The sequence below is a fragment of the Acinetobacter sp. CIP 102136 genome (assembly GCF_000369685.1).
Taxonomy (GTDB): Bacteria; Pseudomonadota; Gammaproteobacteria; order Pseudomonadales; family Moraxellaceae; genus Acinetobacter; species Acinetobacter fasciculus.
Window position 1 is genome coordinate 129,405 of the sequence record NZ_KB850147.1, and the last position, 21,384, is coordinate 150,788.

The window sequence follows — 21,384 nt, forward strand, 5'->3', positions numbered from 1 at the left end:
AGCAAATGCGTACAAGATCGGATAAAAACCGTCCCCTTTTTATCTGCAGAAATTGGGGATATTTTCTTACCGGAGAAGGCTGACAACATTGAAGAAAGTTTTAATTTGATTAAGAAACAATCAATTTTATTGGCGGAATATATCAAAACAGTTTAAAAAAAAGCCGACTTGTTTCCAAGTCAGCTTTTCGACATCGTCGAGCATTATCACTATAACACAAGTATCTGATTTTTATATATTTAAAATATACGTTTCGTATAAGCTCTAATGTTAAATGGGAGGGAGGGAGCAAAATAAGTTAACATTTTGCTTCCGGCCACATTAAGCTAGAGTTTTATTTAAATAAAGCTATTTAACCTGAGTTCGATGAAATCCACTTAACCTTTTAGCATATTTTGGAAAGTTGGCTTATTGGGGTTCAAACAATAAGCCACTACAGCAGCCATGATATTCACCATGAAGTTATTTACCGAACGATGACGTGAATGTTCAAGTTGATGTAAATTTTTTAATTGATCATTCACTGTTTCGATCAATCCTCTTCTGCAAAGTAATTGTTTTTCTTCTTCAGTTTGGATGGGTTTATTTTTCATATTCCGACGTGATGGGGTCAATATTTTCAGTCCTCTTGCTGCTAAAGCTTCGGCTTTTGCTTTGCTCAAATAGCCTTTGTCTCCGAGTAGGATCCCTTTTAATTCTTGAGTTAAAGATTCTAATATAGCAACATCATGAACATTTCCCGATGTCAGCTTGAGATTAATAATTTCACCTAAATTATTGATAACGAGATGTAATTTAAAACCATAAAACCAACCCGTACTACTTTTTCCACGACCGGCCAAGCCTTTAAATACACGATGCCTTTTAATCCGAAGATTATGGCAAACTACCAATTTAGTGGAGTCAATGATACTGATTCCCGTATCTTTTCCTTTCACCTGATGGAAGAAACTACTCAGAGCTTGCAAACAACGGGGCATGATTTCAATAAATCGGTTGTAGCTAAGCAGTTTAGGAAAAGCAGATTTCCAGAATGGAACGATCATTTGGCAATAAAAATATTTGAAGAATCTAAAACCGGATTGATGAAATAAAATGACAATGGTCATTGCTTCAGACAAGCTTAAAGCTGACTTTTTCAACCTGGTTTTTTGATTAGAAATTAAAGCTTTCTCTAAAGATTCATTAAATTTTTTGCAGAAATCATCCAAAATACAAAATAATTCGGTAATATGATCCATTGAGAAGCCTTGTTTTATAACATTTTGTCTTGAGAACCAATATGTTACAAAAACAGGGCTTTTTTTCTACTCTTTTTTTATATCGAACTCAGGTTATTTAGTAATCATTAAATTAATTAAAATCTAAATCTAACACCAGCTCCATATAACCAACCTTTCTCAGAGTTTGATTCTATTTGCCACGACGTTTCATCATTACCTTTTGAATACTCATAGGCAATGTCGATATACGGCATGATCTTTTTACTGATTTCATAGCGAGTTTCAAACCCTGCGGTTGCACTGCTTAAACCAGTTTTTTTCGCATATTTAGAGTCATCACTAAAGATAGCATCCAACTCTAAATAAGGTTGAATAATCAACTTTTGCGTAATCAGAAAATCACGTTCCGTTTCTAGGCTAAAGCCCGCATAATTGTCTTCTCCCGCATAGAGATAAGCATCAGTTTCAAAGAAATATGGCGCCATACCATGTAAGCCAATCACCGCATCAACATTTTCTTCGGTGTCTTTGCGATGATCATTGAGTTCAACTTTTTCACTACGATAACGTGCACCAATCTGTGCATCCCAAAAGTCTGAAATCATACGGCTATATAAAAGTTTGGCATCATAATGTGCATCATGCGATTCTTCTTTATCGGCATGAATTTTAATAAAAACCTTATTTTCATCTGTGCCAATACGGGTTTCAAACTCTGACTTTAAATCACCTGTGCCATCTTCATTGACAAGCCACTTATTGTCCACTGTCGTAATCGCATAAATTTGCGCACCGTGTTCTGAGCGATGATCATAATGCGAACTCTGCTGAGCATTCGCATCTGGTACATGATGTAAATGATTAACCGTAGATGTTGCCTGATGTTGTGCCTGATTCATTTGGCTATGGTTCATTTGAGAGCGATCCATTTGCATCGGCTGATTTTGACTAGAAGATGTAGCAACTGTCATTTTTTCAGGCGCACTATGATCTTCACCATTATGTGCCAAACTCACTGCACTGACCATCAACAAAGAGCTTGCTAAAACAGTTTTAGAAAAAAGATTAATGGTGCGCATGTTGATCTCCTTTCTGTACTTTTTGATCTTGCTGTTTCTCTGTTGATTTGTGATGCATTGGCTGATGACCTGCATGTTGATGGTTCATCGGTGCTGAATGTGCAGCATGATTCATTTTCCCCATCATCTGCATGTGTTGTGCATGCTCTTGTGGAGAATGCTGTGAATGATCCATCTCAGACATCGCTTGATGATTCATTGATGGTACATTTTTTCCATCAGTCTGAGCAGTTGAATGATGCCCTTCGTGCGCCAAACTTAAGCTTGTTAAACTCAATACCGCAACAGAAAAAAACGCTTTAAATACAAAATTAGTGATGTGCATGTCCAGCTCCTTTTTGCTCAGTTACTTGGTGAGTTTGAGTCGAATTTGTACCTTGAATTGGCGTTGTAGACACTTGTTCATCGCTAACATTTGCCACGATCAACTTGTTCATCATTCCTGCACTCATGTGATACAACAAATGACAATGGATTGCCCATTCGCCCAACTCATCCGCAGTTAATAAAGCAGTCACTGTTTTACCCGGTGGTACAATCAATGTGTGTTTATTCGGCATATCTACCGACTCTTGACCATTCTCCAACTGCATAAACATGCCATGTAAATGCATGGGGTGCGCCATCATACTGTCATTAATAAATTTGATACGGATACGCTCGCCATACTTCACTTTTAATGGCTCAGCATCGCTGAATTTTTTACCGTTAATCGTCCAAATATAACGCTCCATAGTACCGCCCAAACGCACTACTAATTCACTGCTAGCTTCACGAGTATCTTTTTGCGGTTCTAAAGATTTTAAATCACTATATTGCAAGGCTTTATTGCCCGCAGGTGTAGATGCATTTGCCCAACCATAAACCACTTGATCATTTTCTTGTGGTTTTGCTGTGCCATGCTGTGAATGATCCATTTTCGAGTGATCCATGCCTTGCATATCGCCATGGTTCATTTTTGAATGATCCATTTTCGAGTGATCCATGCCTTGCATATTGCCGTGGTTCATTTTCGAATGATCCATTCCTGAATGATCACCACCACCATGTCCCATATCTTCCATAGTCAAAAGCGAGCGTGGACGTGGCTGAGGCATATGAATGCCGTGTGTCACAGGATTTAGTTCATTGTGTAGCGTACCAATCGCATAACCTGAACGGTCAATTGACTCAGCTTCAATTTGATAATGTCCACCTTTTGGCTCCACAATCACATCATAAGTTTCAGCCGTACCAATACGGAATTCATCTACAGAAATGGGTTTCACAGGCTGACCATCAGCACTAACCACAGTCATTTTCAAGTTAGGAATACGGACATCGTAGAAAGACATCGCAGATGCATTCACAAAACGTAGGCGAATTTTTTCATTCGGTTTAAACATTCCTGTCCAATTTTGTTCAGGTGTTTTGCCATTAATGAGGAAGGTATAACCTGTAACATCCGACATGTCGGTTTTTAGCATACGCATCTGATTCCACATTTTGCGGTCAGACCATGTCGCTTTTATGCCATCACGTTTAACCTGCTTCCAAACATCACCCAAGGTTTCACGCTGATCTTGATAATATTCAGCTGAAATTTTAAGATCTTTCTGAATTTGATCACTGGTTTTTTCATGAAAATCTGACAACATCACCACATAGTCACGTTCAGCTTTTTCATGTGCTGCCAATGGTGTTTTACCTTTTGGATAAATCACAAAAGAACCATATAAGCCGTCTTGTTCCTGTCCTTTAGAATGAGCGTGATACCAATAAGTCCCGCTTTGGCGAATCTTGAATTTATAAACATACTCGCTTTGAGGCTTAATACCGTTAAAACCATTAAATCCTGGTACACCATCCATAATGCCCGGCAACAACAGTCCGTGCCAATGAATAGAAGAATCTTGGTTTTTTAAATTATTTTTCACGCGAATGATGGCTTCATCACCCTCTTCAAACTCAAGCAAAGGCGCAGGAAATTGACCATTTACGGTAATGCGCTTTACAGGCTTTCCAGTTGGGCTGACCACTGCTTCATCAATAACAAGCTGATATTCACGCACTTCGGCAAAAACCAAAGGCGACGATGCAAAACAAATACCTGCTAATAGGTACGAACTAATTTTATGAGACATAACTTAACCTTAGTTTTTGAAAAATAAATAAATTTTAAAAAAATTGGTTAAGTTTTAGGAGGACGTGAAATTTCTTGCCAATACCCATTTAGATATTGGTTGGGGTAATAAAAATTAGGCTGATCTATAGAATAGAAGGTATCTAGGGGATCTAGCGAGCTTTGCAAAGAATGAAGACATGAGATCTGTGTCTGGCAGGATAAGCTAGAACATTCCTGACACTTTTTGTAATCTATATTCTGATTAAGAGCTAAATGATTATGGCAATCGGTATTCGTCTGTACTTCGTGATTAATACCATGTTGAGTGACTTGCTGTGCTTGATCTAAACAATGATCTTGGCTCATTTCAGTTTGCATATTGATATGCATTATCTTTACTGATGCAACAGACACACTACTCCATCCTATGGCAAAAACCATAAGAAAACAAAACCAAAGTTTTTTGGAGAGATGAGTCAACACGAATGCTATCTAGGAATAGAATTTAATCCAAAATATCTTAACGGAATTTTCAAATATTTACAACTCAATATAATTTAGTAGTTTCTCTAAAATTAACATAATACACCTTATACGAAACTAAAAATGGGCGCCTTTAGCTCCAATTTTTATTATATTTTTTAAAGTCTTAGGCGTGTTGTACTGTGAGTTTTAAGCATAAAGCATTCACTACACGATTAATCGTATCAAAACGTGGTGCTGAATCATGACGTAGGGCTTTGTAGAGTGCCTCACGCCCAATTCCTGCTTCTTTAGCGATTTGAGTCATGCCACGAGCTTTGGCAATAACACCAAGTGCATGAGCTAATTCAGCTGGATCATTCTCTTCAAGAACCATATTGAGATACATCACAATGTCTTCTTCAGTTTTGAGTGACTCAGCCATATCAAAACTTGGTAAATCAGCTACTTTAACCATTTTAATCCTCCAACGTTTTCGATAGTTTGACTGCACGATCGATGTCTTGTTGTTGAGTTGATTTATCTCCACCACCAAGCATTACATGTGTGATTCATAGACATCATTTCAATATAATTGGTGTTTATGAACAGAGAAATTCAACAAAGACTCGTATGGGTTAAATTATTTGAAGAGACCAATGATGCTGGCCTAGTTTGTCGGAGATGTGGCATTTCTAGACCAACATTACGCAAGTGGTGGAAACGATATTCTGAGCAAGGTATTGATGGATTAAGTAGTCAGAGTAAACGCCCATTAAAATCTCCCAATACTAAAATCAATGCTGAGCTAGAGGCCTTAATATTGGAAATGCGCTCGGCTAGAAATCTGGGTGCTCGACGCTTGCAAACAGAATTGATGAGGCTGCACGGAGTCTCGTTGTCCTTAGCGACTATCCATAAAGTACTATCCACCCATCAAGTCAAACCGATTAAAAAATTCCATCGTAAAGTAGATTTCATTCGTTATGAGCGCCCATTACCAGGCGATAGAATTCAAATGGATACCTGTAAATTGGGTCCTGGGCTATATCAGTACACATCTATCGATGACTGCACACGATATCGCGTTTTAAGGATATATAAACGCCGAACAGCAGCGAATACGCTCGACTTTTTAGACTGTGTAATTGAAGAAATGCCTTTTCCCATACAGCGAATACAGACCGATCGTGGGCGGGAATTTTTTGCTGAAAAAGTACAGAAAAAATTGATGCAGCATGGAATCAAATTTAGGCCAAATAAACCAGGTTCACCTCATTTGAATGGCAAGGTAGAGCGTTCTCAAAAGACTGATAAATCTGAATTCTACGCTACTGTCGATATTAATTCTGAAGATATCCAAGACAAGCTAGCCGAATGGCAGCATTACTATAACTGGATGAGACCACATTCAGCTTTGAAAGGTAAAACACCGATGGAAAGGTACTTTGAATTATGTGAAGAAACCCCTTTCTCTGATGAGGTCCATAAGCAATACAACCCATCCAATGAACGGATTCAACATGCCAATTACAAGATGGATTTAGAGATCGCTAAATTGAAACGATCTCTATGAATCACACATCTAATGAGATAGATAGCTCATTTTTCTAAATAATTTTTAGTATCAATTTCGTGTAGATAAGCAACGATTTCCTCCACTGTGGTTCTCGCTGTTCTAGAAACTCCAATTATCGTAGCTGAAGCCATCCCAGTCCATTCCCCATAGCCTACCAACCACAAGTTCGGCATCTTGACCGATCTTCCGTCCTTAACCTCTATCAGGTTGTCTGGCTCTATCACCCCCAGAGTCCTCAAGTGATCCAAAGAAGCTTTAAACCCTGTACACCAGATCACCGCATCGACTTGCTCTTTTGAGCCATCAGGCCAAATGATAGAGTCTGTGGTAAATGATTTAAAAGGTGGACGACTATGCAAAACCCCTCTCTGCCTTGCCTCCTTAACACTATCAATCATCACAATATCACCAAGCCCCCCAACAGGCTGATCAATGACTTTACCCTCTTGCTGTGCTTTTAAGCGTTCCGTCGCTCTTAAAAACAGTACACGACCGTCCACATCATCGGATAAAAATTGAGGTGGAGTTTTCGTGACCCAAATGGTTTCAGCAACTTGTGAAACCTCAGCGAGTATTTGAGCGCCTGAATTCCCACCACCCACAACGATGACTTTCTTACCTTTAAATGGGTCTGCATTCATGTAATGGGCTGAATGTAACTGTGTACCTTGAAAGTTTTCTTGTCCCGGATAATCAGGAATAAACGGCTGGCTCCATGTCCCGGTTGCACTAACCACGGCCTTGGCTCGCCAAAACTTTTCTCCAGCATATACGTCTAAATACTTTCCATTCGATTCCACACGATCGACATGTACTGGACGAACAATCGGAAATTGATATCTCTGTTCATAAGCCGATAAATACTGAATCACCTCATTTCGTGTTGGATAGGTCTGTTCAGTGATGGGCATCATCCAACCGGATAGAGAACTCCAGGTATTAGGAGAAAAAAGACGCAATGACTCCCAGGTATGCAGCCAGGCACCCCCTGCTTGATTTTGCTCATCCAATATAATGAATGGGATTTTCTTGCGCTTTAAAAAATAAGCAGTAGATAAAGCAGCCTGTCCACCACCTATAATGATGACATCTGTTTCCGTCTGTTTCTGGTTCAACGCCTTTTCCCCTTTTGTTTTTTTATATCTGATTTCTTTAGTGCAAAAACCCAATCATGAAGACTGGGTTTTTACATTTATTCACTTTTTCAATTATGACAACCTACTCATCAATTCAGATTATCAAGATATTTTTCAGCATCAAGTGCAGCCATACAGCCTGAACCTGCCGAAGTAATCGCTTGACGGTAAACGCTGTCAGCAATATCACCCGCAGCAAATACACCCGGAACAGATGCAGCAGTCGCATTACCTGCCGTACCGCTTTGAACCTGAATATAACCATCACGAAGGTTCAACTGACCTTCAAACATGCCGCTATTCGGTTTATGACCAATGGCAACAAATAAGCCAGTAACTTCTACATCTTGTTTAGAGCCATCTTGGGTAGATTGCAGGCGAACTGCAGTTACACCTGACGTTCTGTCACCAAGAACTTCGTCCACTTGATGATTCCAAGTGATGCTGATTTTACCTTCTTTCTCTTTCTCGAACAGATGATCTTGAAGAATTTTTTCTGCACGTAAAGAGTCACGACGGTGAACTAGAGTCACGTGTGAAGCAATGTTGGATAGATAAAGGGCTTCTTCAACAGCAGTGTTGCCACCACCCACAACCATAACTTTTTGGTTTTTGTAAAAAAAACCATCACAGGTTGCACAAGCACTTACACCTTGACCCATAAATGCAGCTTCAGATTCAAGACCTAAGTACTGAGCCGTTGCACCTGTTGCAATAATCAGGGCATCACAAGTGAACTCTTCCATATCACCTTTTAGAACGAATGGACGAACGCTTAAATCAACTTCGTTGATATGGTCATAGACAATGTCAGTACCAAAGCGTTCAGCATGCGCTTGCATACGTTCCATGAGTGCAGGACCAGTTAGACCTTCAGGGTCACCCGGCCAATTGTCGACTTCGGTTGTTGTGGTCAACTGACCACCTAGCTGTAAACCGGCAATCAGCGTTGGCTTTAAGTTGGCACGTGCAGCATATACAGCTGCGCTATAACCCGCAGGGCCTGAACCTAGAATAATTAATTTAGAATGTCTCTTTTGCATTTAATATCACCTAGCGTTTACAAACTACGCTGATTCACACGTTTAGATAATTCTTCAGCCGATTCCTTACGTTCAGAATAACGATCTGTCAGGTATTTGCTTTGACCACGGGTCAGTAAGGTGAACTTAAATAACTCTTCCATCACATCCACAATCCGGTCATAGAAAGCTGAAGGTTTCATTCGTCCATCTTCTTCGAATTCCAAGAATGCTTTTGGAACTGAGGACTGATTTGGAATGGTGATCATCCGCATCCAACGACCCAAAATACGCATCTGGTTCAGGCTGTTAAATGACTGTGATCCGCCACTGACTTGCATCAAGGCAAGAGTTTTACCTTGGGTGGCACGGATTGCACCCCCTGCCAGTGGAATCCAGTCTATTTGTGATTTAAAAATTGAACTCATAGAACCATGGCGTTCAGGTGAACACCAGACCATGCCTTCTGACCATGCTAAAAGTTCATGCAACTCTTTTACTTTTGGATGCTCAGTATCCGCATCTTCAGGTAAAGGAAGCCCTTTAGGATGAAAGATTTTTACTTCCGCCCCAAAATGCTCCAGGATTCGACCGGCTTCAAGAACGGCAAGGCGACTGTAAGAGCGTTCTCGATTCGAGCCGTAAAGGAGCAAAATGCGAGGGGGATGAGCAAGTTCTTTTGCCTGAACTTTTTCAAAAGTCGGTTGCTCAAGAAGATTAAGATCTACGTTTGGGAGATTCATAGAATTAGGCCTTTTTAAAAACTTTTTTTCTCAGCCAGAGCGAAACACTCACCAAGGCAATCAACACCGGAACTTCGACCAATGGACCAATAATCGTGGTAAAAGCAACAGGTGAAGCGATACCAAAAGTGGCAATTGCGACTGCCAGTGATAATTCAAAATTATTCCCGGCTGCAGTAAATGCGATTGCTGTGGTCTTAGGATAGTCATTGCCCATCCATTTACTCATGAAGAAGCTGATAAAGAACATCAAAACGAAGTAAATGGTTAAAGGAACCGCGATTCGTAAAACTTCCAGTGGAAGACTCACGACATCACCACCTTTTAGGCTAAACATGGCCAGAATCGTGAACAGTAAAGCCATTAAACTCAGCGGGCTGATTTTCGGAATAAACTGAGTTTCATACCACTCTACCCCTTTTTGTTTCACCAGAATCCAACGCGTTAAGAAACCCAACAGAAATGGAATACCAAGATAAACCAGAACAGCATGGGTGATGGTCCAGAAATCAACATTAATGACCTGTGAAGCAACACCGAAATAAGGTGGCAGGAAGGTCAGGAATAACCAGGCATAGGTACTGAAGAATAAAATCTGGAAGATACTGTTAAAGGCAACTAAGGCTGCAACATATTGATTATCACCACAAGCTAGGCCATTCCAAACCAATACCATGGCAATACATCGAGCTAGACCAATTAGGATGACACCAGTCATATATTCGGGATAGCTATGTAAAAATATAATAGCCAGAGCAAACATCAGTACTGGGGCAATTAGCCAGTTTTGTATTAAAGATAAAGTTAGTGTTTTTTTATCTTTAAATACTTGTGGCAACGTCGCATAGTTCACTTTTGCCAGGGGGGGATACATCATCAGAATAAGACCAACTGCAATTGGAATATTCACAGAGTTGATACTTAATTGATCGAGTGCGACAGAAGCTTGCGGAAAGAAGTTTCCGATTGCAATACCTAGAGCCATGGCAATAAAAATCCATAGCGTCAGGTTACGATCTAAAAAGGATAAGCGTTTTTCAGACATATCTCTTACTCAACATTCGAAATTTTATTGATTTCAGCAATGAGTTCAGGACGAGAAAGTTTATTTACATCTAGGGCAAATAAAGCATCTAAACGACGGTTGATATGTTCAACAGTGGTCATAAAAGCTTTCATTTTTTCTTCTTTATTTACTTCCAGGTGTGAAGGATCAGCTAGGCCCCAATGTGCCTTGATTGCTCCACCCAAATAAAGTGGACAGGCTTCTTGAGCAGCAGAGTCACATACCGTGATCACAACATCAGGTTGGTACTGTTCACAGTCATCAATCGTTTTACTCCATAAACCTTCAGTAGATAACCCTAAGTTTTCAAGGGTTTCTATGGTCAGCGGATGCACTTGTCCTGAAGGCTTACTCCCAGCGCTATATGCTTTCCAACCTTCCGGGGCACGGCTATTAAACAAAACTTCTGACAAAATGCTACGGCAGCTATTTCCGGTACATAAAAATAAAAATTTCATTGAATTACTCACAATAACTATTTACAGAAAAGGGTTGTTGATCATCCAGCTTTGGCTGAGATTGAACTGTCTTCAAAATATCTAAAATTTCATAACACCAGTCGGCCAATTTTGGATTGATACTGTAGTAAACCCATTGGCCTTGTCTGCGATCTTGAAGTAGCCCTGAAGCACGTAAAAGGGCTAAATGTCTTGAAATTTTAGGTTGACTGAGTTGTAGTTTTTCAGTCAAATCACATACACATAGTTCTTTATTTTCAACAATTAATGTCACTATATTGAGACGTGTTTCATCTGATAAGCATTTAAAAAAATTAACTTGATCCATATAAGTCTCCTTCACATTCTTTCCATTCAAGAGATGAGAAAGTGCTATTTAATTCTTAGGCCATTTTCATCAATAATTTTTTCACCATCTTCTTTGCTAAATGCGCCTTTCTGAGGAAACGGGAGAATATCCAAAACAACTTCAGAAGGACGACACAAACGTGTACCTAAATCCGTAACAACGAATGGGCGGTTAATCAAAATAGGATGTTGAAGCATAAAATTTAAAAGCTGTTCATCAGACCAATCTTCCCGAACAATTTCTAAATCAGAATATGGAGGTACATTTTTACGAATTGCTTCTCTAACACTTAAACCAGCACTACGAATAAGTTCAATTAATTCTGCTTTCGAAGGTGGGGTAATTAGATATTCAATAACGATTGGTTCAATTCCTGCATTTTGAATTAAAGCTAAGGTATTCCTTGATGTACCACACTCAGGATTGTGATAAATCTTTATGGTCGAGAACATTTTGACTGACTCTGCTATTAGAAACTCAGATATACTTATATACGTATTTCCACATATATGCAAATACGTATATTGATTTTATTTAAATTACTTAATGTCAATAAATGTATATATATTCTTGCAAATTCTTATGAGTGAGAAAAAACTCGTTATTTAAATATGTAAATTTAGAGTATACCCTAAAGTTACAATCTGAAAGTTCATGAAATTATGTATCATTTAAATGATTTTTAATCATAAATAACATGTAACTTTAGTATTAAGGATTTATAATTTACGAAATTGTTCATTTTTATCCAATTGGGGCGTGAAAAATTGAAAGGCCAAAAAGTAGGGTATATCCGGGTAAGTTCTGTCGAGCAAAACACTGGACGTCAACTTGAGGGAATTGAAGTCGACCGGATTTTTGTTGACCGTGCTTCAGGTAAAAATACTGACCGACCTAAATTTCAGGAAATGTTGAACTATGTCCGGGAAGGGGACAGGGTGATTGTACATTCCATGGATCGTTTTGCGCGAAGCCTGAAAGATTTGGTCACTGAAGTAGATAAACTGGTCAAACGAGGGATTGCCATCCAGTTTGTAAAAGAAAATATTACTTTTACGGCCGAATCCACCCCGATGGATAATTTGATGCTGCAATTGATGGGTGCTTTTGCACAGTTCGAACGTGAGATAATTTTAGAGCGGCAAAAGGAAGGAATAAAACTCGCCTCTGCTCAGGGGAAGTACAAAGGTCGGGTGCATAAACTAAAGCCTGACCAAGCTGAAGCTTTACGACAAGCATGGAGGGAAGGGAAGTATCCATCAAAAATGGCATTAGGAAAAGCTTTTGGGATTAGTCGTCAGGCGGTATACCGATATTTACAAGTTAGTGAATAGCTTATTGGGATTGGCAACTAAATTTAGTTTAACTTATAAAAATCATGAAACATTGTTCGAATTTTAAGCGTGGAACATAAATAATCAATAAAAAGCCGCTCTGGTACCCTATGCCCCACAACGGCTTGATCTAATATACTGAAATTTAATGATAAATATCAAGTATTTCGTATAAGGTGTATTATGTTATTTTTAGAAAAACTTAACTTAAATAGATAAATCTAATATATTATCTTTCTCACAATTTCATAAATATCAATTATCTAATAAGCTTTAAATCCTCTTGCTAAGTCTGTATGCTGTTTTATCAGAAAGATACTATAGAGGGTAATATGCATAGTTTTTCTGTAAAAGAATTGGATCAGTTGATTGAAAATGATCTAAAGGAAAAGAAAAAATCTAGTAAGTTATTGATTGGATATAAACTATTTAATGATCTAATAGATCTCTTGCGAAAGTTAATTCAAGAGCATCCAATTCACCATTCCAACAATTAAATTCATTCTTAGACCAAATCGTTTCCGTCTATTTCTATACCGTTCTGTTAATATCCGAAAATATTTAAGTTTGCCGTTGATATGTTCAATTGTGATCCTACGCCGACTGATTTCTTGGTTGATCTGTTTTGCTATTTTGGGTAATGATAAATTCTTAGGTTTCTTGATTGGAATGAGTAACTTACTCTTAATCTGATGAAATCCTTTATAGGCTAAATCTGCCATAATACAAGGATAAATGATCATCTCCTTAAAATACTTACGCGCAATCGTCAGATCATGTTTTCTGCCACTTTCGACCTGTATACTTACAATTTGCTTTAGTCTTGGGTTAAAAATGACCTGTGTTTTTAGCGTATGTTTCTTCTTTTTACCGCTATAGAATTTTCTTTGTTTTTTTGGGACGCTCAATCTGTGACTCAGTGACATCAACGATCACATAATCACCTTCACTAAACTTTTGATTCCTTTTGGGTAATGCAAAAATCCGTGATTGAATCAGAGCATTTTCAACTTTATGAATAGTACGATTCACATTACTTTCAGCGAGATTATAGTCAGCGGATAATTCAATTTGAGTCCTATAACAGCGTAAGTAGTTTAGAGTTAACAATAATTGATCCTCTAAACACAAAGAATGCGGCCTTCCAGATTTTTTCTTGGCAAGTTCAGCGTGTTGTAACACCGATACCATTTTTAAGAATAATGGACGAGGAACTCCAACGAGTCGCTTAAATTCCCCATCATTAAATCTAGTTAAATTTTCATATTTCATGGGGCCAGTATAAACAATTTTTTACTTTCGCAGGAGATCTAATCTTCTTGGTGTAACTGAGTACCGAATGGCCCGATTTGAATCAAATCTACCTGTTCAGCAAGTTTAGCCACCTTAAAACCTTTAGGATTACTAACTGGATCACCAAACATATCAATAAAAGTAGCTTGTAAAAGCTGATCTAACTTTTCAATCGCTTGCTGACGTTTTTGGCGTAACTCATCTGCTTTATCTAAAATAGAAGCAATTCGGCGTTGTTCGTTTATTGGTGGAAGTGGAATTTCAACATTAGCGATTACTGTCTTAGAAATTTCTTTAAAAGTAGCCCCAACGCCTAAATCTTGAAGATATTCTTTATTTGCTTTCAACCAGTAATACAAATATTGAGCATCTAATAAATTTGATTTCGGTACAAAACTTTTGAAACCCTGATTGGTACACATTGGCACTGTATTAATAGCAACATGTCCAATTGGAGCACGAGAGCTAAATAAAACAGAATTTTCAGGAAGTAGCTTAGTTGAACAACTATCAAAGCCTAATTGAGTAATCTTACTTTCTGTTTTAGAAATGAATTTGGACTTCAATTTACTCAAGTCTTTAGGTGTAACCCAAATAATGTCACCATCCCAAAAATCAGGATTATTTGTTCGTGGAGTTGAGCCAGAAAAAATTTCGGTGCAATCACCCAATTTCATTTTGGGATAGCTCATTTCAGTAACTCCTTAAGCTCATTCATTCCCTTAAGAATGTCCTGCTCAAGTTGTTCTAAATCGGTCAAAATTTTGTTTGGTGCTTCATATTCAACTTGCTCATATACCACTTCTTTATAACGGTTAATCGACAAGTCATAACCATTGGCAGCAATATCGGCCTTATCAACTAAGAAACTTTGTTCAGTCGCTTTACGATTAGCTTCACCTTCTAAGTTTTTAAAACGGGAAATAATGTCAGGAATATTGTTATTTTCATGCTTAGAAGCATCGAGTTCATTACGCTTATCATCTAGCGAATAACCATCTGCCTGCATGTCATAGAACCAAACCTTATCTGTACCACCAGTTTCAGTTTTGGTGAAAATCAGAATGGCAGTTGAAACCCCTGCATACGGTTTAAACACCCCTGAAGGCATCGAAATAATGGCTTCGAGCTTTTGCTCTTCCACAATCTTCTGACGCAAATCTTTATGTGCTTTAGAAGAACCAAACAACACCCCATCAGGGACAATAATCGCAGCACGACCACCTGTTTTTAATATGCGTAAGAACAAGGCTAAAAACAGCAGTTCCGTCTTTTTGGTTTTTACAATCGCCTGAATATTCTTGGCACAGCTTTCGTAGTCCAGGCTGCCTGCAAATGGTGGATTGGCAAGAATCAAACTGAACTGACTTTCAATATGTGAATGTGCTTCGCTTAAAGAATCACGGTTTTCAATCCTTGGATTTTCAACACCGTGCAGCATCATATTCATCGAACCAATACGAAGCATGGTGCTGTCAAAATCATAACCAAAGAAGGTTTCTTCACTAAAACGTTTCGCTGCTTCAGGATTGGCAAAAATCTCAGTGCTGTGATGTTCGTTTAAATATTCACTGGCTGCAACGAGGAAGCCTGCTGTACCACATGCAGGGTCACAGATGGTATCTGTCGGTTTTGGCTGCATCAGCTCCACGATCATCTTGATGATATGGCGAGGAGTACGGAACTGACCATTTTGACCTGCTGAAGCGATCTTACCAAGCATGTACTCGTAAATATCACCTTTGGTATCTTTGTCATCCATTGGTACTTCAGCCAACAGATCAACTACTTTAGTTAAAAGTGCAGCATTTGGAATCGTAAAACGAGCATCTTTCATGTGATGACTGTAGGTGGTGTCATCTTCATTCCCAATGCTTTTTATGAATGGGAAAACTTCATTAGCAATCGTGTCATAAAGCTGAGTAGGATCGCCGAGCGTAATAAATTTAGACCAACGTAAATGGTCTTGTTCAGGTGTAAAAATTGGCTTTTCTACAGCAGTTTTTAGGCGGTTGGCTTTCTTTTCTTTGGTAATCTGAATTTCATCGAGTCGGCGGATAAAGAGCAAATAAGTCATTTGCTCCATGACTTCTAGAGGATTGGAAATACCACCACTCCAAAAAGAGTTCCAGATCTGGTCAATTTTGCTTTTAATTTCGCCTGTAATCACACTGATGACTCTCAAATTTCTTTGAGCGTATTGTGGTAGATTTCAATATGAAAAGCTATGGATAAGGAATGCAAAAAATCTAGGCTTAAAAATAGGACTTTGTCTTCTGCTCATCTAATAAATTATGCAACCATGCCGGCAAAGAAGACTGAGAAAGTAATATCCACTCTTCAGATGTAAGTGTCTTTTCAAGCTTTCTAACCATATTTAAATCAACAATCTTTTTTCCCAAAAAGAGTAATGCTGATATGGCCATTCCTACGCGGCTATCGAAGGGATGTTGGAAAAATTTATTGTTTTTAGTATGCAGCAATCTTACCTGAGTGCCGCCAATCTTAAATTCACGAGAGTAACCTGAAGTATAAAACACATCCATTACTGGAACCTGAGTGCTTAATTCAAGACGATTTGCAGCCATCCCCCCATGAACCTGGATGAATTCACCATTTTTTTCAGCAATCACTTTAACTACATCATAAATATTAGGGCTCAGGTATCGCCCCTTTAACATAATGTTGGGCTCAGGTTTGTAATAAACACCATGCTGAATACGATTAATCACGCCTTGCGCATTTAAACGATGGAGCTCCAGATAAACCACTTCAGTCTTTCCATACTGTTCAAACTCGTCCACAGAAAAGACATACCCAAGGCGAAATCCTTTTACCCGTTCCTGAACTGCTTTTGCAATATCTGACATAGAAGCCCCAAACAGACTATATAAAAGGTGGTTGAAACCATCAGGTAACTACACAACGTATGCCTTCAACTACCATGTTCGATTTTATGTATTTCTTCTACATTATTAGATTAAACAAAATTTAAGTAAATTAAGATTTTTACTAAAATAATTTGGATGTGGGGTGTGCTATTAAGTGCAATATCTTGCACTTAATCCTATAAAAATCTTTGTTAAGTACAGATTTTGGCACTTAACGTCAACTTCAATGATATTTGGCGATTCCGTGTAGAAAGAATATCTTTAAGTTAATTTATTAATAGTTCAAATTTTAAAAATGAAATTTTATAAAAGTGATAATCCCTCCTACATTGCCGAAGTAATTGGGCTACGGTTAAAGCGAGCACGATTAAACCGAGACATGACACAAGTAGAAGTCGCAGACAGGGCGTGGGTTTCAAAAAGGACAGTGCTAAAAGCAGAGAAAGGAAATGTTCGACTGGCTGATCTGATAGCTATTCTTCAAGCTTTGGAAATGTTAGATGAGATTGATTCATTTCTGCCCGAGCCTCCTTTATCTCCTATAGAGCTCTTAAAACTAAGAGGAAAAATAAGGAAAAGAGCTTCAGGCAATAATAAAAATAAAATAGATACACCTAATTTAGGTTGGTAGTTTTTAAAATTAGATTGGATTTCTAGTTTATATTTGAATGAAACTAGGGAATCAAATCTTTGGCTGGAATTTGCATAGCTGATGCTATTTCATATAGTTTTTCTACTGTGATATTGACCTCACCACGTTCAATACGTCCCATATAACTACGATCAATTCCACATTGCAATGCGAGTGATTCTTGAGTGATATTTTTCTCTTTTCTTTTGTTGCGGATTGAACAACCAATTACTTTTGATAATTCTGACATTTGGAACAAACTGCTCAAAAAAAAGAAATATCACTAATTGAGGACTAAACATCCACGGACTATAATCCTCTTTTACTTTTTAAAGGTTTCCAAAATGATGAAGTTTAATATTCCATTGGCTGACCAATTTCTTGAAATAATAAAAAATTATGAAATTGAGGATTGGGAAGCCAAATGTTTTTGGGAGATTATTAGACAATCAGATCAGTTGGATTCATCCAATGTTAAAAGCTTACGAGAAGATATGTATGCAGCTATAAAATTATTATCAAAAAATGACTACTTAGTTGCTCAAAGATCGCTATTTAAGAAAAAATCTTATTTATATAGTGAAACTCAAAAATTAAAGGAGTTGAGAAAGCAGTTGATCGAGAATGAATCAAGAAATCCTTTAAATGTTCAAAAGAACAAACTAAAAAAAGAGTTAATTTTTTTGATTAAACAGGCTGAATTCATTAATGAGTTAACTTTATCTTACCCAGAATTTTGCTATTCAATAAAAAAATATAGAGAAGAAATTGATTATCAGATTGATTATTGCAACTTAAAAATAAAAACAATAGATAAGATTATTAAAATACACAACAGATGATTATTGATAAAATTATAATAAAAACAACGTGTTAAAATAAATATTTTATTATTTCATGTTAAAAATTATTCTAATTTTTCGTCAATAGCAATTATGGTTTGAACAATTCCAAGACCCGACTATTTCTCATACTGTGATGGATAGAATTTTACATAGATTCTATGAATTAAAAATTAAAGGAAGATTAGATAGAGAAAAAATTTATGCTAATAAAGATAAGGGTTAAATTTTTTTAATTAAAGTAACTTATCAGGTATAGGAAAGAGTGGCAAATTTATCCAATCATTTGCAAATCTTCTTCATATATAAATATCGTACTTATCACTGCTATAGGAAAGTATAATTATCTATGTACGAGGTGATGGATAAGTGGTTGCTTAAGTCTAAATTAGTATTCGACATTAGACCTCTTTCATAAATCATTTTTTGCTCAGTTCCAAGTTGTAGATTCCAGCGATTAAATTGAATCTCAAACCAAGCCTTTTACCTCTATTTCGATAACGCTCAGCAAGGATTTTGAAGGTTTTCAGGTTGCCAAATACATGCTCAATTCCGATTCTTCTTTTATTGATTTCTTGATTATAGATTTTCAATTCAGGATCCAATTTACAGTGTCTTTTGGCTTTTAATGGCAACAGGCTATTCGGATACAACACATAAATCCCCTGATAGCCTTTATCTGCAAGGATAAAAGCCCCAAAAGGAATCTGGTTTAAATTGCGTTTGAACAACTCGAAATCATGCACTGCACCGCGACTGGTACATAAACTCAGAATTTTCTGAGTTTTGTAGTGAATCATGGCCTGTACTTTAAAGGTATGGGTCTTTTTCTTGCCGCTATAGCTTTTCTTCTGTTTTTTTAGGCCTTTGGATTGGAATTTCCGTGGCATCCACGATCACAACATGCCAGTCGATGCCTTCGCCCTCGGGTAAATCTTTGGGTAAATTAAACAGATTGGACCGAATCAGGCAGTCTTCAACATGACGGACAATTCTTGAGGCTGTGGGCTCTGAAACCCCGTAACTCGTCACAACGTGAAATAAGGTTCGGTATTCCCGCCAATAGCTCAGACAGAGCAGGACCTGATCCTCCAGGCTTAACTTGGGCGGTCTGCCTTTGGCAGAGACATGCTTCTGCAATTGCTCAACCATCAAATAGAAAGTTGACCATGAGATGCCTGTGTATCGCTTGAACTGAGGATCAGAAAGCTTGTTTGAATCGATGTATTTCATCCGCAGATTATGCACGAATGCTAAGAAATCCGGAGTGCAAATATTAACCAAAAAGAAGATCGTTTTTTGATTTATGAAAGAGATCTATTTTTTTGCTTTTATGTTTTTTAAGTGACAATATAAACAAAAATTTACAAGGCTTTCTTCATGTATTTAAATGAGTTTTTTCAACAAATAAAAAATCATCCAATTTTATTTCTTGGAACTGGATTTAGCCTGAGATATTTAAAAAAATCTTATACATGGGAAGGATTATTACAGCGAGTTGCAGATGATCTCTTTTATGATGAAGACAACACTAGTTGGCAACGTGAATACTTAAGATTAAAGAGTCGTTGTTTCATTAATGACAATATTTCTTTTGAACTCGTAGCCCAAGAGCTAGAAAAAATTTTTAATGCTACTGTTATTGATAATGATAAAAAAATTTTCAATGGGGTTAGAGAACAATACTTCAACAGTATTGATAAGAATAAAAAATTTAGTGCATTTAAGGCTTATATTGCTGAACTATTGTCCAATCATGAAATTAGAGAGGACAAAACATCTGAAATTGAAGAACTAATTAAAGCTCGTAAGAATCTGTCTGCTGTTATAACGACTAATTATGATTTATTGACAGAGAAAACTTTTGAATTTTTTACACCATTGATAGGAAATAATATTCTTTTAAGTAATCCCTATGGTTCAATTTATAAAATTCATGGTTGTGTGACTGATAGCCGAAATATCATCATTACTGCAGAAGACTATGAAAAATTTGACAAAAAATATGAGTTGATAAAGGCTCAGATGCTTTCTTTATTCATGCATAACCCAGTGATCTTTATTGGTTATAGTATTACTGATGAAAATATTAGAAGTATCTTGAAGACGATATTTTCGTATGTAGATACGAATTCTGAGATGGCTCAAAAAATTAGAAATAATTTTCTGTTAGTCGAATATGAGCCAGATAGTCAGTCAATAGAAGTTGCAGCACATGATATTGATATTAAGGATATTGGCATTATTCGGATTAATAAAATAAAGACTGATAATTTTTCAGAACTTTTCAGGAATATTTCAAATTTAGTACTCCCTATCTCCGCAATGGATATTAGAAAAGTCCAAAATATTTATCATGATATTGTTAAAGGATCTGAGGGTGTCAAAGTAACAATCACTGTTGATCCTAGTAAGTTACATAATAATCAAACTGTTCTAGCTATTGGTACTGAGAAAAATCTTCAAGTTCAATTCCGAAACTTCAATGAAATCATATCAGATTATTTTAATATTATTGCTGAATCGAATGAATCTTTGGCTAATTTGATCAATAAGCAGGAAAATTTACAACAGAGAATTATCCCAATTTTTGGGTTATCAAATGTCTCAAATAAAATTAATAATTTGGAACAATTGAAAGAGATACAGATTGATAGACTTAAGAAAATTTATAGTTCTATCCCTCAAACAGCTAAGATTATTAGAAGTTTTGATGAAATTGAAGAATGTGATGCGAAGGTTTCTAACAAATATAATCAAATCTATTGGAATATTTTTAATGAAAAAATTTCTATAGATGAAATAGCAGTCCATCTTAAAACTGGAAAATGCTTAGGTAAAAATAGTGATGATAGCCTATTTAAGAATTTACTTAGCCTGTATGACTACTTAAAATATGGTGGAACGATTGATAGTTTAATATCTTAGTTATTCTAATATCCAGAGATATTAACAACATAAAAAGCCTAGACTCGTAAGTTGACAAAAATAACTAATGATGCGAAAAGGTTTTTTTAGTTAACAGATGTTCACACATGCCTAGAATTGTTTCTGTACCACTTAGTTTAGAACAGCGAGAACGACTCATTTTTCTGGTCAAGCATGCAAAACATTGGCGTGAAAGGCAACGTGCCCAAACTATTCTCTGGCTTTCCGAAGGTAAAAGTGTTGC

Annotated in this window: 24 protein-coding genes and 2 pseudogenes; 6 read left to right on the plus strand and 20 right to left on the minus strand. The window is 37.1% G+C overall.

Annotated elements, in window-relative coordinates; all coding sequences use genetic code 11:
- Positions 1–377: 377 nt before the first annotated feature.
- The 6 genes and pseudogenes from F893_RS16455 to F893_RS18355 all read right to left on the minus strand — a co-directional run.
- The gene (locus F893_RS16455) at positions 378–1,241 is read right to left on the minus strand and encodes an IS982 family transposase (RefSeq protein ID WP_004679438.1); all 864 of its coding nucleotides are present in this window, start codon (positions 1,239–1,241) and stop codon (positions 378–380) included.
- Between the two features lie 116 nt (positions 1,242–1,357).
- Positions 1,358–2,302, minus strand: coding sequence for a copper resistance protein B (locus F893_RS16460; protein WP_004668309.1), 945 nt, complete (start codon positions 2,300–2,302; stop codon positions 1,358–1,360).
- Entirely contained in the window at positions 2,289–2,627 is a 339-nt protein-coding gene (locus F893_RS16465; RefSeq protein WP_004897649.1) for a hypothetical protein, read from the minus strand. The genes F893_RS16460 and F893_RS16465 overlap by 14 nt, the downstream gene beginning before the upstream one ends.
- Positions 2,614–4,425 carry a copper resistance system multicopper oxidase gene (locus F893_RS16470; RefSeq protein WP_005253611.1) on the minus strand — a complete coding sequence of 604 codons (1,812 nt, stop codon included), beginning with the start codon at positions 4,423–4,425 and terminating at the stop codon, positions 2,614–2,616. Before F893_RS16470 ends, F893_RS16465 begins: the two co-directional genes overlap by 14 nt.
- 630 nt (positions 4,426–5,055) lie before the next feature.
- A complete protein-coding gene (locus tag F893_RS16480; protein ID WP_005253613.1) occupies positions 5,056–5,346 on the minus strand; it encodes an addiction module antidote protein in 291 nt (96 codons plus the stop codon).
- Between the two features lies 1 nt (position 5,347).
- Positions 5,348–5,431, minus strand: a pseudogene (locus tag F893_RS18355) (type II toxin-antitoxin system RelE/ParE family toxin); the annotation flags it as partial.
- A gap of 41 nt (positions 5,432–5,472) precedes the next feature.
- Between F893_RS18355 and F893_RS16485 the strand changes: the two are divergent.
- Entirely contained in the window at positions 5,473–6,444 is a 972-nt protein-coding gene (locus tag F893_RS16485) for an IS481 family transposase (RefSeq protein WP_005253615.1), read from the plus strand.
- Positions 6,445–6,470: 26 nt separating this feature from the next.
- On the opposite strand, the gene F893_RS16490 is transcribed toward F893_RS16485, so the two are convergent.
- From F893_RS16490 to arsC, 7 genes are all read right to left on the minus strand, one after another.
- Entirely contained in the window at positions 6,471–7,562 is a 1,092-nt protein-coding gene (locus F893_RS16490; RefSeq protein WP_005253618.1) for an ArsO family NAD(P)H-dependent flavin-containing monooxygenase, read from the minus strand.
- 110 nt (positions 7,563–7,672) lie between these two features.
- Complete coding sequence (gene trxB, locus F893_RS16495) at positions 7,673–8,626, minus strand: thioredoxin-disulfide reductase (RefSeq protein WP_005253620.1); 954 nt, start codon at positions 8,624–8,626, stop codon at positions 7,673–7,675.
- A gap of 17 nt (positions 8,627–8,643) precedes the next feature.
- Complete coding sequence (gene arsH / locus F893_RS16500; protein ID WP_005253621.1) at positions 8,644–9,348, minus strand: arsenical resistance protein ArsH; 705 nt, start codon at positions 9,346–9,348, stop codon at positions 8,644–8,646.
- Between the two features lie 4 nt (positions 9,349–9,352).
- A complete protein-coding gene (gene arsB, locus F893_RS16505; protein WP_005253623.1) occupies positions 9,353–10,393 on the minus strand; it encodes an ACR3 family arsenite efflux transporter in 1,041 nt (346 codons plus the stop codon).
- A gap of 5 nt (positions 10,394–10,398) precedes the next feature.
- Positions 10,399–10,872 (minus strand): arsenate reductase ArsC, encoded by a 474-nt coding sequence (locus tag F893_RS16510; RefSeq protein WP_005253624.1) that lies wholly within the window; start codon positions 10,870–10,872, stop codon positions 10,399–10,401.
- 4 nt (positions 10,873–10,876) lie between these two features.
- A complete protein-coding gene (locus F893_RS16515; protein ID WP_005253625.1) occupies positions 10,877–11,200 on the minus strand; it encodes a metalloregulator ArsR/SmtB family transcription factor in 324 nt (107 codons plus the stop codon).
- 44 nt (positions 11,201–11,244) lie between these two features.
- Entirely contained in the window at positions 11,245–11,673 is a 429-nt protein-coding gene (gene arsC / locus F893_RS16520) for an arsenate reductase (glutaredoxin) (RefSeq protein WP_004644743.1), read from the minus strand.
- A gap of 315 nt (positions 11,674–11,988) precedes the next feature.
- On the opposite strand from arsC, the gene F893_RS16525 reads away from it, so the two are divergent.
- The gene (locus tag F893_RS16525) at positions 11,989–12,555 is read left to right on the plus strand and encodes a recombinase family protein (RefSeq protein WP_004282172.1); all 567 of its coding nucleotides are present in this window, start codon (positions 11,989–11,991) and stop codon (positions 12,553–12,555) included.
- Positions 12,556–13,013: 458 nt separating this feature from the next.
- On the opposite strand, the gene F893_RS17740 is transcribed toward F893_RS16525, so the two are convergent.
- The 4 genes from F893_RS17740 to F893_RS16555 form a co-directional block, all read right to left on the minus strand.
- Positions 13,014–13,827 (minus strand): IS5 family transposase gene (locus F893_RS17740; protein WP_004729218.1). Its coding sequence is split into 2 segments (ribosomal slippage): positions 13,014–13,439 and positions 13,441–13,827, totalling 813 coding nucleotides; the frame shifts between segments, so codons are not numbered across the junction.
- Positions 13,828–13,865: 38 nt separating this feature from the next.
- Positions 13,866–14,540, minus strand: coding sequence for a restriction endonuclease subunit S (locus F893_RS16545; RefSeq protein ID WP_005252351.1), 675 nt, complete (start codon positions 14,538–14,540; stop codon positions 13,866–13,868).
- Positions 14,537–16,018, minus strand: a complete 1,482-nt coding sequence (locus F893_RS16550) for a type I restriction-modification system subunit M (RefSeq protein ID WP_005171197.1) — start codon at positions 16,016–16,018, stop codon at positions 14,537–14,539. Before F893_RS16550 ends, F893_RS16545 begins: the two co-directional genes overlap by 4 nt.
- Before the next feature lie 85 nt (positions 16,019–16,103).
- Entirely contained in the window at positions 16,104–16,718 is a 615-nt protein-coding gene (locus F893_RS16555) for a DUF6088 family protein (protein WP_005252354.1), read from the minus strand.
- A 316-nt stretch (positions 16,719–17,034) separates the two neighbouring features.
- Between F893_RS16555 and F893_RS16560 the strand changes: the two genes are divergently transcribed.
- Positions 17,035–17,370, plus strand: coding sequence for a helix-turn-helix domain-containing protein (locus F893_RS16560; RefSeq protein ID WP_005252356.1), 336 nt, complete (start codon positions 17,035–17,037; stop codon positions 17,368–17,370).
- Between the two features lie 43 nt (positions 17,371–17,413).
- Here F893_RS16560 and F893_RS16565 read toward each other — a convergent pair whose 3' ends face one another.
- Entirely contained in the window at positions 17,414–17,620 is a 207-nt protein-coding gene (locus tag F893_RS16565; RefSeq protein WP_005103069.1) for a helix-turn-helix domain-containing protein, read from the minus strand.
- A 94-nt stretch (positions 17,621–17,714) separates the two neighbouring features.
- On the opposite strand from F893_RS16565, the gene F893_RS16570 reads away from it, so the two are divergent.
- Positions 17,715–18,212: a hypothetical protein gene (locus F893_RS16570; protein ID WP_005252358.1), complete on the plus strand. Its 498-nt coding sequence runs from the start codon at positions 17,715–17,717 to the stop codon at positions 18,210–18,212.
- A gap of 419 nt (positions 18,213–18,631) precedes the next feature.
- On the opposite strand, the gene F893_RS16575 is transcribed toward F893_RS16570, so the two are convergent.
- Together F893_RS16575 and F893_RS16580 are read right to left on the minus strand one after the other, a co-directional pair.
- Positions 18,632–19,102, minus strand: a complete 471-nt coding sequence (locus F893_RS16575; RefSeq protein ID WP_005253635.1) for an IS5/IS1182 family transposase — start codon at positions 19,100–19,102, stop codon at positions 18,632–18,634.
- Positions 19,050–19,445 (minus strand): transposase family protein, encoded by a 396-nt coding sequence (locus F893_RS16580; protein WP_081400851.1) that lies wholly within the window; start codon positions 19,443–19,445, stop codon positions 19,050–19,052. Before F893_RS16580 ends, F893_RS16575 begins: the two co-directional genes overlap by 53 nt.
- A gap of 147 nt (positions 19,446–19,592) precedes the next feature.
- Between F893_RS16580 and F893_RS16585 the strand changes: the two genes are divergently transcribed.
- Both F893_RS16585 and F893_RS17745 read left to right on the plus strand, forming a co-directional pair.
- The gene (locus F893_RS16585) at positions 19,593–21,140 is read left to right on the plus strand and encodes an SIR2 family protein (protein WP_005252363.1); all 1,548 of its coding nucleotides are present in this window, start codon (positions 19,593–19,595) and stop codon (positions 21,138–21,140) included.
- A gap of 107 nt (positions 21,141–21,247) precedes the next feature.
- Positions 21,248–21,384 (plus strand): annotated as a pseudogene (locus tag F893_RS17745) (helix-turn-helix domain-containing protein); the annotation flags it as partial.

What these genes read in the sequence shown, in the direction of transcription:
- F893_RS16510 (WP_005253624.1), bottom strand. Translation starts at nt 10,872, where the DNA reads ATGAAATTTTTATTTTTATGTACCGGAAATAGCTGCCGTAGCATTTTG.
- F893_RS16515 (WP_005253625.1), bottom strand. Translation starts at nt 11,200, where the DNA reads ATGGATCAAGTTAATTTTTTTAAATGCTTATCAGATGAAACACGTCTC.
- arsB (WP_005253623.1), bottom strand. Translation starts at nt 10,393, where the DNA reads ATGTCTGAAAAACGCTTATCCTTTTTAGATCGTAACCTGACGCTATGG.
- F893_RS16485 (WP_005253615.1), top strand. Translation starts at nt 5,473, where the DNA reads ATGAACAGAGAAATTCAACAAAGACTCGTATGGGTTAAATTATTTGAA.
- F893_RS16565 (WP_005103069.1), bottom strand. Translation starts at nt 17,620, where the DNA reads ATGTCAGAATTATCAAAAGTAATTGGTTGTTCAATCCGCAACAAAAGA.
- F893_RS16555 (WP_005252354.1), bottom strand. Translation starts at nt 16,718, where the DNA reads ATGTCAGATATTGCAAAAGCAGTTCAGGAACGGGTAAAAGGATTTCGC.
- arsH (WP_005253621.1), bottom strand. Translation starts at nt 9,348, where the DNA reads ATGAATCTCCCAAACGTAGATCTTAATCTTCTTGAGCAACCGACTTTT.
- F893_RS16560 (WP_005252356.1), top strand. Translation starts at nt 17,035, where the DNA reads ATGAAATTTTATAAAAGTGATAATCCCTCCTACATTGCCGAAGTAATT.
- F893_RS16570 (WP_005252358.1), top strand. Translation starts at nt 17,715, where the DNA reads ATGATGAAGTTTAATATTCCATTGGCTGACCAATTTCTTGAAATAATA.
- F893_RS16585 (WP_005252363.1), top strand. Translation starts at nt 19,593, where the DNA reads ATGTATTTAAATGAGTTTTTTCAACAAATAAAAAATCATCCAATTTTA.
- F893_RS16460 (WP_004668309.1), bottom strand. Translation starts at nt 2,302, where the DNA reads ATGCGCACCATTAATCTTTTTTCTAAAACTGTTTTAGCAAGCTCTTTG.
- F893_RS16580 (WP_081400851.1), bottom strand. Translation starts at nt 19,445, where the DNA reads ATGAAATACATCGATTCAAACAAGCTTTCTGATCCTCAGTTCAAGCGA.
- F893_RS16545 (WP_005252351.1), bottom strand. Translation starts at nt 14,540, where the DNA reads ATGAGCTATCCCAAAATGAAATTGGGTGATTGCACCGAAATTTTTTCT.
- F893_RS16575 (WP_005253635.1), bottom strand. Translation starts at nt 19,102, where the DNA reads ATGCCACGGAAATTCCAATCCAAAGGCCTAAAAAAACAGAAGAAAAGC.
- F893_RS16465 (WP_004897649.1), bottom strand. Translation starts at nt 2,627, where the DNA reads ATGCACATCACTAATTTTGTATTTAAAGCGTTTTTTTCTGTTGCGGTA.
- trxB (WP_005253620.1), bottom strand. Translation starts at nt 8,626, where the DNA reads ATGCAAAAGAGACATTCTAAATTAATTATTCTAGGTTCAGGCCCTGCG.
- F893_RS16470 (WP_005253611.1), bottom strand. Translation starts at nt 4,425, where the DNA reads ATGTCTCATAAAATTAGTTCGTACCTATTAGCAGGTATTTGTTTTGCA.
- F893_RS16455 (WP_004679438.1), bottom strand. Translation starts at nt 1,241, where the DNA reads ATGGATCATATTACCGAATTATTTTGTATTTTGGATGATTTCTGCAAA.
- arsC (WP_004644743.1), bottom strand. Translation starts at nt 11,673, where the DNA reads ATGTTCTCGACCATAAAGATTTATCACAATCCTGAGTGTGGTACATCA.
- F893_RS16480 (WP_005253613.1), bottom strand. Translation starts at nt 5,346, where the DNA reads ATGGTTAAAGTAGCTGATTTACCAAGTTTTGATATGGCTGAGTCACTC.